Annotated in this window: 9 protein-coding genes; 2 read left to right on the forward strand and 7 right to left on the reverse strand. The window is 72.7% G+C overall.

Annotation, left to right across the window (positions count from 1 at the left end; all coding sequences use genetic code 11):
* The first annotated feature begins 101 nt into the window (after nt 1-101).
* Nucleotides 102-1,403, forward strand: a complete 1,302-nt coding sequence (locus tag ACWD11_RS23170) for a phytase (RefSeq protein WP_451285170.1) — start codon at nt 102-104, stop codon at nt 1,401-1,403.
* Between the two features lie 49 nt (nt 1,404-1,452).
* Here ACWD11_RS23170 and ACWD11_RS23175 read toward each other — a convergent pair whose 3' ends face one another.
* The 7 genes from ACWD11_RS23175 to xylB form a co-directional block, all read right to left on the reverse strand.
* Complete coding sequence (locus ACWD11_RS23175) at nt 1,453-3,357, reverse strand: protein-arginine deiminase domain-containing protein (RefSeq protein ID WP_389417648.1); 1,905 nt, start codon at nt 3,355-3,357, stop codon at nt 1,453-1,455.
* A gap of 132 nt (nt 3,358-3,489) precedes the next feature.
* Nucleotides 3,490-5,013: an aldehyde dehydrogenase gene (gene adh, locus ACWD11_RS23180; RefSeq protein WP_451285173.1), complete on the reverse strand. Its 1,524-nt coding sequence runs from the start codon at nt 5,011-5,013 to the stop codon at nt 3,490-3,492.
* A gap of 280 nt (nt 5,014-5,293) precedes the next feature.
* The gene (locus ACWD11_RS23185) at nt 5,294-6,598 is read right to left on the reverse strand and encodes a GAF domain-containing protein (RefSeq protein ID WP_389417650.1); all 1,305 of its coding nucleotides are present in this window, start codon (nt 6,596-6,598) and stop codon (nt 5,294-5,296) included.
* A gap of 71 nt (nt 6,599-6,669) precedes the next feature.
* The gene (locus ACWD11_RS23190; protein WP_451285175.1) at nt 6,670-7,269 is read right to left on the reverse strand and encodes an N-acetylmuramoyl-L-alanine amidase; all 600 of its coding nucleotides are present in this window, start codon (nt 7,267-7,269) and stop codon (nt 6,670-6,672) included.
* 111 nt (nt 7,270-7,380) lie between these two features.
* A complete protein-coding gene (locus ACWD11_RS23195; protein ID WP_451285177.1) occupies nt 7,381-8,394 on the reverse strand; it encodes an acetamidase/formamidase family protein in 1,014 nt (337 codons plus the stop codon).
* A 171-nt stretch (nt 8,395-8,565) separates the two neighbouring features.
* Nucleotides 8,566-9,753, reverse strand: a complete 1,188-nt coding sequence (locus tag ACWD11_RS23200; RefSeq protein WP_451285179.1) for an ROK family protein — start codon at nt 9,751-9,753, stop codon at nt 8,566-8,568.
* Nucleotides 9,754-9,786: 33 nt separating this feature from the next.
* Nucleotides 9,787-11,232: a xylulokinase gene (xylB, locus tag ACWD11_RS23205; protein ID WP_451285181.1), complete on the reverse strand. Its 1,446-nt coding sequence runs from the start codon at nt 11,230-11,232 to the stop codon at nt 9,787-9,789.
* Between the two features lie 183 nt (nt 11,233-11,415).
* Here xylB and xylA point away from each other — a divergent pair, with 183 nt between their 5' ends.
* Nucleotides 11,416-12,582, forward strand: a complete 1,167-nt coding sequence (xylA, locus tag ACWD11_RS23210; RefSeq protein ID WP_389417654.1) for a xylose isomerase — start codon at nt 11,416-11,418, stop codon at nt 12,580-12,582.
* Nucleotides 12,583-12,750: the final 168 nt, after the last annotated feature.

Genomic DNA, 12,750 nt, shown 5'->3' on the forward strand with positions numbered 1-12,750 from the left:
TCATGCCACGGCCATGTCCCGGCAAGTGACCTGCCCCCACCCGTCACACGCGCCGGGAAGGCTGCGAGCCGCATCCGATCATGAGCCGAAGGAGCGTTCGCGTGCCCGAGCCCCGTACCCGCCGACCGTACGTCTTCCTGATGACCGCCACCCTGGTGGCACTCGCCGTGACCCTGCCCGCCCAGGCAGGGGCGTCGTCCGGTCTGCCCGCGCTCACCCCCCGGGCCGAGACCGCGCCGCTCTACGACGACGAGGCGGGCGGCAACTCCGACGCGGACGACCCGGCGATCTGGCGCAACGCCGCGGAGCCGGGCCGCAGCCTGGTCGTCGCCACGGCCAAGGAGGGCGGCCTTCGGGTCTACGACCTCGACGCTCGCGAGATCCAGTCCCTGCCCGCGCCGGCCGGTCCGACGCCCGAGGACGCCCCCGGGCGCTTCAACAACGTCGACCTGGTGCAGGGCCTGAAGCTGTCCACCGGCCGCGCCGACCTCGCCGTCACCAGCGACCGCGGCAACGACCGGCTCCGCTTCTACCGCATCGACCGCGACCGCGCCGGCGGCCCGCTCACCGACGTCACCGACCCCGCCGCGGCGCCCGTCTTCTCCGCCGACCAGGAGGAGATCAACGACCAGCGCACCGCGTACGGCCTCGCCACCTGGACCGACCGCGCGTCGGGCCGCTCGTACGCCCTCGTCAGCCGCCGCGAGACCACCAGCGTCGCCCTCCTGGAACTGCTCCCCACCCGCTCCGGGACGGTCGGCTACCGCAAGCTGCGGACCATCGGCCTGCCCTCGTCCTTCACCCTGCCCGACGGCACGTCCTGGACCCCCTGCCTGGAACCCGGTGAACTGCCCCAGGTGGAGGGCATGGTGGTCGACCCCGCGAACGGTGTCCTCTACGCAGGCCAGGAGGACGTCGGCATCTGGCGGCTGCGCGCCGACCTCACCGGCACGCCCCGGCTGATCGACAAGGTCCGCGAGTACGGCGTCCCCGGGACCTACGACGAGGCCACCGAGGAGTGCACCCCGGGCGCCGACCCCGGCTACGGCGGCACCCGCCTGTCCGCCGACGTCGAGGGCCTGACCCTGCTGCCCGAGGCCGACGGCGACGGCTATCTCCTCGCCTCCAGCCAGGGCGACAGCACCTTCGCCGCGTACGACCGCGAGTTGGCGGACCACAACGAGTACGAGGGCGGCTTCCGGGTGACGGCCGCCTCCGCGACCCTCGACGGATCCGAGGAGTGCGACGGAGCGGCGGCCCTCAACGCCCCGCTCGGCCGCCGCTACCCCAACGGCCTCCTCGTCGTCCAGGACGGCGACGAGACCCCGCAGGGCGACGACCGCGCCGCCACGGGCTTCAAGTTCGTCGACCTCGCGGACGTCCTGACGGCCCTGGACGACTGACGCACGGGGCGCCCGGGGATCCCGGGCGCCCCTCGTACGCGGCCCCCGGCTACGGCTTCCACCACAGGCCGGACGCGTCGCGCAGGGTGTTGGTGCCGCAGTGGATCTCACCCATGCCGAGGTGGTACGTGTACCAGTCGTCGACGTACGAGACCTTCAGGCCCGCGCGGGTGTACGCGGCCGTGACGGCCTCGGTGAAGATGTCCTTGCCCCCGACGACGGGACCCCACTGGCGCGGGGCGAGGTAGCGGTCGCGGGAGAGCAGGATGCCGTTGACGGCACCCGGGACGTACGCGCTGGTCATGACGGTGGGAGCCGGTGCGGCGGCAGCCGTGTCCGCGGCGAGCTTCTGCTGGCCGTACTTCCGCGCGGCCTCCGGGGTGCCGCCGCCGAGGCGCCGGAGCAGCGGGACGCGCGTCTCGGCGCTGTCCCCCACGATGCCCCGGGTGTAGAGGGCCGGCACGCGCACGATCTCCTCGTCGGTGACGCCCGTCTCCCGCTTGAGGATCTCCAGGTTGGCCGCGATCTTCCCGGCCGCCATCTCGTTGTCGGACACGAGGTGCCGCGAGGCGAGGGCCTCGTCGATGGTCTCCGCGGGGGGCAGCAGTTCGTCGAAGCCGGGAACGGAGAACATCTTCTTCGCGCCGTGGCCGTCGCGCTGCGCGTCGCGCAGGAGTTGCAGTCCGCCCTCCGGGTCGGCGACACCGATCCGCCAGCCGCGCGGCGTGTCGGCGGGCAGGAACTGCACGAACTCGTCCACGTGCCCCACATGCAGCCACGAGGTGTCCAGCAGGAGCGGATCCTGCAGCCCCTGGGACTTCAGCAGCGTGCGTATCTCCTTCGAGGGGCGGATGCCACTGCCGTCCTTGCGCTCACCCATGATGATCCGCCCGGCCGGGAACGAGCGGCCGCCCAGCGCGTAGGGCGGGATGGTCTCCAGGTTGCCGTAGGAGTTCAGGGTCTCCCACCCCTGCATGTCCTGGCCCTTGGCCTGTACGACACCGACGTTCGGGCCGCGCAGCTTCTCGTAGAGCTCGCGGCCCGCCTCGCGGTCCTGGGCGGAGCGCAGCATCACGCGCATCGTCCGCTGCCGTCCGTCCGGGCCGGTCATGTTGAGGTAGGCCGGCTCGACGAAGTCCTGGGCCCAGATGTCGCCGTACTTCTCGAAGGTCACCAGCGGCTTGGTGACACCCGCCCGCCGGGCCTCCTTGTCCAGCTTCGTCACGAACGCGCGCTGGCGCTTGGCCCAGGGGTCGTTGCCGCGGACCTTGGTGACCATCAGCTGCTGGGTGTTCTGGCGAGCATGGTGGGTGAGCAGCGGGGCGGCGCGCAGGGTGACGGTGTCCGAGGCGGTGCCGGACGCGGAGGTGACCTTCAGCCGGATCGCGACGCGTCCGTCCCACTTCGCGCTGTCCCGGATCACGTCCTTGCCCTCGACCCCGAACTCGACGCCGGAGCGCAGCTCGGCCCGGGTCAGCCGGGTCGACGAAGTGACAAGTTCCCAGGCGCCGTTGCGCAGGAGGAAGACTCTGGTCTGCGCCGCTCCCACGGTGACCTTGACGCTGCCCTTGGCGTCGGACGGCAGACCGCGCATCGGCACCGAGCGCACCCGGGCGAGGTCGGCGGCGTCGGCACGGCCGTTGACCTTCTTGTCGGAGGCGTCGTTGCAGGCGGCCAGCTTGGCGTCGGAGAGCGGCCGGCCGCCCGGACCGGTGGTCGGGCACCGCTTGCTGTCGTCGTCGATGTTGGGCAGGAAGACCGCCCCTCGCCCCGCGGACCAGGTGTCCTCACCGGCGGTGTCCGTGCCACCGGTGAGGTCGACCCGTCCGTCACGGTCGGTATCCGCCCTCAGGTCCACCCGCAGCGGCTCCTCCGCGTACGCCGCGGGGGGCGTCAGCACCGCTCCCGTCGCGGTGAGGGCCAGCAGCGCCCGTACAGCGTTCTTCGTACGCACATCGCGTCCTTTCGTCCCGTGCGGTTCTCCCCGCTGAAGGGGATGAGGCGGAACGGACGCCGTGCGTTGGCTGAGCCGTGCGAATTCTTCTCGTCTGCTGACGGGTTGAGGGAAAACTGTGCCGCTCGGACTCTAGAAGAACCCCAGCTTCTTCGGGCTGTAGGAACACAGGAGGTTCTTCGTCTGCTGGTAGTGCTCCAGCATCATCTTGTGCGTCTCGCGGCCGATGCCCGAGCCCTTGTAGCCGCCGAAGGCCGCGTGGGCAGGGTAGGCGTGGTAGCAGTTGGTCCAGACGCGGCCCGCCTGGATCGCGCGGCCCGCGCGGTACGCCGTGTTGGCGTCGCGGGTCCACACGCCGGCGCCGAGGCCGTACAAGGTGTCGTTGGCGATCTTGATGGCGTCGTCGAAGTCGTCGAAGGACGTCACCGAGACGACGGGGCCGAAGATCTCCTCCTGGAAGATCCGCATCCGGTTGTTGCCCTCGAAGATCGTCGGCTGGACGTAGTAGCCGCCCTTGAGTTCGCCGTCGTGCTCGACGCGCTCGCCGCCGGTGAGGACCCGGGCGCCCTCCTGCCGGCCGATGTCGAGGTAGGAGAGGATCTTCTCCAACTGGTCGTTGGAGGCCTGGGCGCCGATCATCGTGTCGGTGTCGAGCGGATGGCCGGTCCTGATCAGCTCGGTGCGGGCGACCGCCGCCTCCATGAACTCGCCGTAGTGGCCGCGCTGGACGAGCGCCCGCGACGGACAGGTGCACACCTCGCCCTGGTTGAGCGCGAACATCGTGAAGCCCTCGAGGGCCTTGTCGCGGAAGTCGTCGTCGGCCCGCCAGACGTCCTCGAAGAAGATGTTCGGGGACTTGCCGCCGAGTTCGAGGGTGACCGGGGTGATGTTCTCCGAGGCGTACTGCATGATCAGCCGGCCCGTCGTGGTCTCACCGGTGAACGCCACCTTCGCCACCCGCGGGCTGGACGCCAGCGGCTTGCCCGCCTCCACGCCGAAGCCGTTGACCACATTGACGACGCCCGGCGGCAGCAGATCGGCGATCAGGCTCAGCCAGTAGTGGATGGAGGCCGGGGTCTGCTCGGCCGGCTTGAGCACGACCGCGTTGCCCGCCGCCAGCGCCGGGGCCAGCTTCCAGGTCGCCATCAGGATCGGGAAGTTCCACGGGATGATCTGCGCGACGACCCCGAGCGGCTCGTGGAAGTGGTACGCCACCGTGTCGTCGTCGATCTCGCCGAGCGAGCCCTCCTGGGCGCGGATCGCCCCGGCGAAGTAGCGGAAGTGGTCGATGGTGAGGGGGATGTCGGCCGCCAGCGTCTCGCGCACCGGCTTGCCGTTCTCCCAGCTCTCGGCGACCGCCAGCCGCTCCAGGTTCGCCTCCATCCGGTCGGCGATCTTCAGCAGGATGCCGGACCGTTCGGTCACCGACGTACGGCCCCAGGCCGGGGCTGCCGCGTGCGCCGCGTCCAGGGCGCGCTCCACGTCGTCCGCGGTGCCGCGCGCGATCTCGGTGAACGGCTGCCCGTTCACCGGGGAGGGGTTCTCGAAGTACTGCCCCCGAGCCGGCGGCACGTACTCGCCGCCGATGAAGTGGTCGTAGCGCGCCTGGTAGGAGACGATCGCGCCCTCGGTCCCGGGTGCCGCGTAACGGGTCATGCCGGCCTGCCTCCCTGCACAGCGCTGCCCGCCGTTGGGCAGCTCTCGGCGCGAGGCTAGGCAGCGGGAGGTTGCATGGACGTTGCGCGGGCCGGGGCGGCGCGGGGGGCGCGGGGGGGGCCTCGTATGGGCCGCGGGGCCGGGGCTGTGGGGTGGGTCTCGTATCGGCTGCGGGGCCGGGGGCGTGTGGGGTGGTCCTCGCATCAGCCGAGGGCCGGGGGCGTGTGGGGTGGTCCTCGCATCAGCCGAGGGGCCAGGGCCGTGCGCGGTGGTTCCCGCATCAGCGCGGCATCCTGCCCGGGGGCGCCGCCAGCTCCGACTCCAGGGCGGCGAGCCGGGAATGGACCGTCGCGGTCGGGCGTACGGCGGCCAGGGCACGCCACACGTCGAGGTCGTCCTCGCCCCAGGGCGCGTGCGCCCAGTCCGCCAGCAGGTCCGGGTCCCGGCGGGCGATCAACGCCGTCCGCAGTCCGTCGGCGAGCCGGCGCCTGATGCGGGCCACCGCCGGCGCCTGCGAGGCGGGCAGCAGCGGACCGGTGTACGCCGTCGCCGCCGCACTGACCGCCCCCGCCGCCAGCCGCCGCTCCACGACGCCGAGGTCCGACTCGACCGGCACGGTGAGCCGGTACGGCCGGGAGGCCAGCAGACCCGGGCCGAGCAGCCGCCGCAGCCGGGCGAGTTCGGCCCGCAGCGTCACGGGCGTCACCGACTCGTCCTCGTACAGCGCGCACAACAGCTCGTCGCCGGTCAGCCCCTCCGGATGCCGGGCGAGCAGCACCAGGATCTCGCTGTGCCGGCGGCTGAGCCTGACCTTGCGGCCGTCGGCGAGCAGCAGGGCCTCGTCCCGGCCGAGCGCGGACAACTCGTGCGCGTCCTCGGCCGGGCCCGGCGGGGTGAGCAGCGCCAGCTGGGACTCGGCCGCCCGCGCTACCGCCTGCACGAAGCCCAGGCTGTGCGGATGGGCCAGCCCGTCCCCGCCGGTGATGTCCACCGCCCCGAGCACCCGCCCGGTGCGCGGATCGTGCACCGGCGCCGCCGCGCACGTCCAGGGCTGCACCCGCCGGATGAAGTGCTCCGCCGCGAACACCTGCACCGGCCGGTCGACGGCGACCGCGGTGCCCGGAGCGTTCGTCCCGACCGCCGTCTCCGACCAGCGGGCACCGGGGACGAAGTTCATCCGGCCCGCCTGCCGCCGGGTCGTGGCATGCCCCTCGACCCACAGCAGCCTGCCGTGCGCGTCGCACACCGCGAGCAGATGCTCGCCGTCTGCCGCGAAGGTACCCATCAACTCACGGATCAGCGGCATCACCCGGGCCAGCGGATGCTCCGCCCGGTAGGCGCCGAGGGCACCGTCGGCGAGTTCCACGCGTGCCGTGCCGTCCGGCCCGACGCCCGCTCTCGCGGAACGCCGCCACGAGTCGGCCACCACGGCACGCACCGGCTTCGGCACGGTGCCCGCCGCGGTGAACGTCTCATGTGCGCGGCGCAGCATCCGGGCGCGCTCGGCAGGGTCGGTCCCCGGCTCCAGGGCCACCCACGGATCGATCAACTCGGCCTCCACGGACGGCGATGCGGCTGGGGACATCGTCACTCCGCGTACGCGTGCGGACAACCTTTTCGACCGGCGTCACCCGAACGACTGGCCGGAAGCGTCGGTCAGGCCGCCTCGACGAGTCCGATGTAACGCTTCCAGTCCCAGTGCGGTCCGGGATCGGTGTGGTCGGTGCCAGGAACCTCGTGATGGCCGATGATGTGCCTCCTGTCCCTCGGGATGCCGTGCCGGGCGCAGATCGCCGCGGTCAGTGCGGCCGACCGCTCGTACAGGGCGTCGGTGAAGTAGGCGGGCCGGTCCACCCAGCCCTCGTGTTCGATGCCGATGCTGCGGGTGTTGTAGTCCCAGTTCCCCGCGTGCCAGGCGATGTCCGACTCCCGGACGCACTGCGCCACATGTCCGTCGGCGGAACGGACGACGTAGTGCGCGGACACCTTCTTCTTCCGGTTCCCGAAGACGGCGAGGGTGCCGAGGTAGTCGGTCTGGGTGACATGGACGACGACCAGGTCGACTCGGTGGTCCAGGGGTCTGCGGGCAGCGGTGAAGTTGGCGGTGCTCGTCGGCCGCCACTCGGCGGTCGGCTGGTCGGGGGCGGGAATCTGCGCGCCGGCCTGCGGCCCGGGGAGCAGCCCGTAGGTCACGGCGGTGAGGGCGGCGCCCTTGAGCAGTGTGCGTCTGTCGGTCAGTGGTTGTACCCGGTCCATACGGGGTCGTGCCTCTCGATCGGGTGGGCGGGTCGAGTGGGTGGGCGGGCTCGGGTGGGCGGGCTCGGGGGAGTCGGGAGAAGCGGGGCGGGGGCGGAAGCGGGTGCCGGGTCAGTGCCGGAGCGCGGACGCGGTCTCGCGCAGGCGCGTGTGGAGTCCGCGGTGGGTCTCGCGCGGGGGCAGCCACTCCTTGCGGAGCTTGGCCACGCACGTGTAGTTGGTGTCGCACACATTGGCCAACGGAGACTCCACGGCCTGGGTTGCGAACTGGTACGCGTCCAACTCGCTGAAGCCGTAGTCGCGCACCAGCCACCGCACCAGGTCGAGCTGGGATATCCGGAACGCGTCCTCCAAGGGACGCGCCGATCCGGTCGAGATGATGTGCGTGTCCGACTCGATGCGCGGCCAAGGGGTGGCGATCCCCTTGAGCAGCTCGACGATCACCACGGTGTTCATCGCGCACTCGACGGCGACCCCGCAGGTCTCACCCTCGCCCTGGCGGGCGTGTCCGTCGCCCAGGCTGAGCAGCGCTCCCTCGACGTTCACCCCGAGATAGCAGGTGACGCCGGCCCGCATCTCGGGCGTGTCCATGTTCCCGCCGTGCGCGTCCGGCACCAGCGCCGAGCGGACCTCCAGATTGGCCGGAGCCACCCCCACCGTGCCGTGCATCGGATCGATCGGCAGCTCGGCCTCGAAGTCGCTGTCGTGCGCGCGGAATAGGGCAGTACGCCGGGTTCTGTCCAACTGCCAGATCCAGACGGTCTCCGGCAGCGGCGGCTGAAGCGTGGCCGTGGTGGGGGTCGAGGTGAGGGCGCCGAACAACGGGACGGTGGTGGAGGCGGCCCAATCCCGGGCGGGTTCGATGGAGACGAAGTGCACGGCGACGGTGTCGCCGGGCTCGGCGCCCTCGATGTGGAAGGGGCCGGTCTGCGGGTTGAGGAAGGGGAACTCGCAGACCTCGGAGACCAGGTCCTTCTCCGACCGCACCCGCCCGCCGAAGCAGTCCTCCGTGAACAGGTCCAGCACGGTGCCCGGCGCGATGCGGGCGATGGGTGGGGCGCCGCCGAACGTCCAGGCGTATGCGTGGGGCTCGGGTCGGACGGTCAGGATCCGGGGGTCGCTCATCGCCGCACAGCTCCGTTCTGCCGCAGGTCACGGGGAGAGGGGCCGGGAGCGCCCTCGCGTGGTTCACGGTACGGCGCGCAGGGGCCGGGCCGGAGGGCCCGGTGCATTTCCGTGGACAGCGGTCGCCCTGTGGACAACTCGCTCACTCGACCGAGTGAAGTCGGCCTGGGGTCAGGCTCGTTCGCCCACCGCGGCCGGATCGTCCAGCACCCCGCGCACCACCCAGTGCGCGGCGCCCAGCAGCGGCCCCTCGGGCCCGAGCCGCGACACGGACACCGGACAGGCCGCGCCCGCTGTGCGCCCGTCCAGCTCGGCCTCCAGCGAGGGCAGCAGCCAGGGCGCGAGCCCGGCCAGCGCGCCGCCGAGCACCACGCTCTCGGGATCCAGCAGGTTGACCGCCCCGGTCAGCGCGACGCCGAGCGCCTCGCCCGCGTCGTGCAGCGCGCCCCGTACGTCCTTGTCCCCCTCGGCAGCCCGTCCCGCGAGCAGTCCGACGCGGTCCTGGCCCGGTTCCAGCCCCGCCGCCCGCAGCACCGCCTCCTCACCGGCGTACTGCTCCAGACAGCCGCGCCCCCCGCACGGGCACGGATGTCCTTCCGGGCGGACCGGAACATGCCCCAGCTCGCCCGCGAAACCGCGTGTTCCGCGCAGCAGTTGCCCGTCCACGACCACGGCCGCACCGATGCCGATCTCCGCGGACACGTGCAGGAAGTCCCGCGGAGTGCCCTCGCCGAGCCAGAGTTCGGCGAGCGCGCCGAAGTTCGCCTCGTTGTCCACGGTGAGCGCGAACTCCTCGGGCAGCAGCGCCCCGAGGTCGACGTCGTGCCATTCGAGGTTCGGCGCCCGGACGACCGTACGACCGTCGCGGGCCACCAGACCGGGCACCGCCACCGCGAGCCCGGCCGGCCACAGCCCTTCGCGCCCGGTCTCCGCCACGACCGCCCGCACCAGCTCGGTCAGCTCCCGGATCACCGGTTCGGGGGAACGCCCCCGGTTCGCGCCGTGCCGCACCGCCCTGGCCCGTACCGCGCCGCGCAGGTCGACCGCGCACACCGCGAGGTGGTCGACGCCGATCTCGGCGCCGATGCCGGCCGGGCCGTGTGCGCTGACGGCGAGCGCCGAGCCGGGCCGGCCCACCCGGCCGGGGCGCTCCGGGCCGAGTTCCTCGATCAGCCCGGCGCGGATCAGCTCGTCCACGAGGGTCGACACCGCCGCCCGCGTCAGACCGATCCGGGAGGCCACGGCGGCACGGGACAGGGGCCCCTCCGCGCTGACGGTGTGCATCACCCGGGCCAGATTGCGGCGGCGCATGCCCTGCTGCGTGTCGGGCAGCGCCCGTCCGGGAAGCGGTGCGGTCATGCCTCCGTCAGTCCTCGATCGGTGTGCGTGCGGTCACTGGGCCTGGGTGCCCCGCTCCAGCAGCGGGGCCGCGTCGGAGAGTACCCCGGCGATCCTCGCCAGGGCCGCCTCGTCCCGCTCCACGGCCTCCAGCACGGGACCCGCGGCCGTGTTCCAGCGCCGGGCGACCGCGGCCGGATCCTCGCCGGTCAGCAGGCCGGCCGCCTGGGCGGCGGCGCCGAGCGCCACCAGTTCCTTGGCCTCGGGCACCCGCACGGGACGCCCCGACAATCGGCGCACGGTCTGCTGCCAGGCCCTGCCGCGCGCGCCGCCGCCGATCAGCAGCAGCGGGGCCGAGCGGTCCGCGTCGGCGTCGAGGACCAGGTCCAGCGCGCCCAGCAAGGAGTGGACGGCGCCGTCGTAGGCGGCCTGGAGGAGCTGGCCCGCCGTGGTGTCGTGGCGCAGGCCGAACAGCAGGCCCGAGGCGTTCGGCAGGTTCGGGGTGCGTTCGCCGTCCAGGAACGGCAGGAGCGTCACGTCCCCGGCCGGTTCCACCGCCTCGCGGTCCAGGCCGAGCAGCGTGGCCACCCGGTCGACGGCGAGGGTGCAGTTCAGGGTGCAGGCCAGCGGCAGCCAGTCGCCGTGGGCGTCGGCGAAGCCCGCGACCGTGCCGGTGGGGTCGGCCGGGCGGCGCCGGGACACGGCGTACACCGTGCCGGACGTGCCGAGACTGAGCACCGGGGCGCCGGGGCGCAGGCCGAGGCCGAGTGCGGCGGCGGCGTTGTCACCGGTGCCGGGAGCGACCAGGGTGCCCTTGGAGAACGGCAGGTCGTGGTGGGTGCGCACGGTGCCCGCCACCTCGCCGGGCCGGACCACGCGGGGGAGCAGCGCCGGGTCGAGGCCCACATGCGCGAGGGTCTCCTCGTCGTACGCCTCCGTGCCGGCCGCCCACCAGCCCGTGCCGGAGGCGTCGCCGCGGTCGGTGGTGCCCTCCCCGGTGAGGCGCTCGGTGAGGTAGTCGTGGGGGAGCCGTACCGCCTTCGTCGCGCGGACGGCCTCCGGCTCGTGCTCGGCCAGCCACGCCCACTTCGTCACCGTGAAGGACGCGCCGGGCACGCTGCCGGTGCGCTTGGCCCAGGCTTTCGGGCCACCCAGCTCCTCGATGAGCCGGCGCGCCTGCGGCGCCGAGCGGACGTCGTTCCAGAGCATCGCCGGGCGCACCGGTTCACCCCGGGCGTCCAGGGTGACCAGGCCGTGCTGCTGGCCGCCGACCGACACCGCGGCGGCCTCGTGCGCGGCGTCGCCGCATTGGCGCAGGGCCTCGCACAGGGCGTCCCACCACTGGCGGGGGTCGGACTCGCGGCCCGCCCCGGCGGACACCGTGTGCGGGGCCTGTCCGCTCGCGACGACCCGCCCGGTGGCCGCGTCGACGACAAGGGCCTTGGTGGACTGGGTGGACGTGTCCACGCCGACGACGAGCGGTCCTTCGGCTGCTGACATCGGGCTCTCCTCCTGTGCGGCTCGGGTCCCGTGGGCGGCTGCGGCCCGGGCCCTGTGTGCGGCGCGTGATCATCCCTGAGGACAACTGTTCTCTTCCCAGGGATGCCTCGGCATACTAATTTGTAAATCGCCATGACGAAATAGTCGGCAGCAAGCAACTCGCAGCAGGCAAGGAGCCGCGGCATGAACTACCAGCCCACCCCCGAGGACAGGTTCACCTTCGGCCTGTGGACCGTCGGCTGGCAGGGACGGGACCCCTTCGGCGACGCCACGCGCCGCGCCCTCGACCCGGTCGAGACGGTGCAGCGCCTGGCCGAACTCGGTGCCCACGGGGTCACCTTCCACGACGACGACCTGATCCCCTTCGGATCCTCGGACACCGAGCGGGAGGCGCACATCAAGCGCTTCCGGCAGGCCCTGGACGCCACCGGCATGACCGTGCCGATGGCCACCACCAACCTGTTCACGCACCCCGTCTTCAAGGACGGCGCGTTCACCGCCAACGACCGCGACGTGCGCCGTTACGCCCTGCGCAAGACGATCCGCAACGTCGACCTGGCCGTCGAGCTGGGCGCGAAGACCTACGTCGCCTGGGGCGGCCGGGAGGGCGCCGAGTCCGGCGCCGCCAAGGACGTACGCGTGGCCCTGGACCGGATGAAGGAGGCCTTCGACCTCCTCGGCGAGTACGTGACCTCCCAGGGCTACGACCTGAAGTTCGCGATCGAGCCCAAGCCGAACGAGCCGCGCGGCGACATCCTGCTGCCCACCGTCGGCCACGCGCTGGCGTTCATCGAGCGCCTGGAACGCCCCGAGCTGTACGGCGTCAACCCCGAGGTCGGCCACGAGCAGATGGCCGGGCTGAACTTCCCGCACGGCATCGCGCAGGCCCTGTGGGCGGGCAAGCTCTTCCACATCGACCTCAACGGCCAGTCCGGCATCAAGTACGACCAGGATCTGCGGTTCGGCGCCGGTGACCTGCGCGCCGCCTTCTGGCTCGTCGACCTGCTGGAGAGCGCCGGCTACGCCGGGCCGCGCCACTTCGACTTCAAGCCGCCGCGGACCGAGGACCTGGACGGCGTGTGGGCGTCGGCCGCGGGCTGCATGCGCAACTACCTGATCCTCAAGGAGCGCGCGGCGGCCTTCCGCGCGGACCCGGAGGTCCAGGAGGCGCTGCGGGCCGCGCGTCTGGACGAGCTGGCGCAGCCCACCGCGGCCGACGGCCTGCAGTCCCTGCTCGCCGACCGCGGCGCGTTCGAGGACTTCGACGTGGAGGCGGCCGCCACGCGCGGAATGGCCTTCGAGCAGCTCGACCAGCTGGCGATGGACCACCTGCTGGGAGCGCGTGGCTGAACGAGTACGCGCGCGTGCCGCGCGCTGCCTTCGGGTGAGCGCGCGGCGCCGGTACGGCACGTATTGCGGCGAGGCGCGCACCGGTCATGGCGAGGCGCGCGCCGGTCGCGGCGGGGAATGCACCGGAATCGTCCCGTCCACCGCATGGGCCGGTACCAACTTTCGCGA

This window comes from Streptomyces sp. NPDC002776, assembly GCF_053592195.1.

What these genes read in the sequence shown, in the direction of transcription:
- xylA (WP_389417654.1), top strand. Translation starts at nt 11,416, where the DNA reads ATGAACTACCAGCCCACCCCCGAGGACAGGTTCACCTTCGGCCTGTGG.
- xylB (WP_451285181.1), bottom strand. Translation starts at nt 11,232, where the DNA reads ATGTCAGCAGCCGAAGGACCGCTCGTCGTCGGCGTGGACACGTCCACC.
- ACWD11_RS23200 (WP_451285179.1), bottom strand. Translation starts at nt 9,753, where the DNA reads ATGACCGCACCGCTTCCCGGACGGGCGCTGCCCGACACGCAGCAGGGC.
- ACWD11_RS23195 (WP_451285177.1), bottom strand. Translation starts at nt 8,394, where the DNA reads ATGAGCGACCCCCGGATCCTGACCGTCCGACCCGAGCCCCACGCATAC.
- ACWD11_RS23190 (WP_451285175.1), bottom strand. Translation starts at nt 7,269, where the DNA reads ATGGACCGGGTACAACCACTGACCGACAGACGCACACTGCTCAAGGGC.
- adh (WP_451285173.1), bottom strand. Translation starts at nt 5,013, where the DNA reads ATGACCCGTTACGCGGCACCCGGGACCGAGGGCGCGATCGTCTCCTAC.
- ACWD11_RS23185 (WP_389417650.1), bottom strand. Translation starts at nt 6,598, where the DNA reads ATGTCCCCAGCCGCATCGCCGTCCGTGGAGGCCGAGTTGATCGATCCG.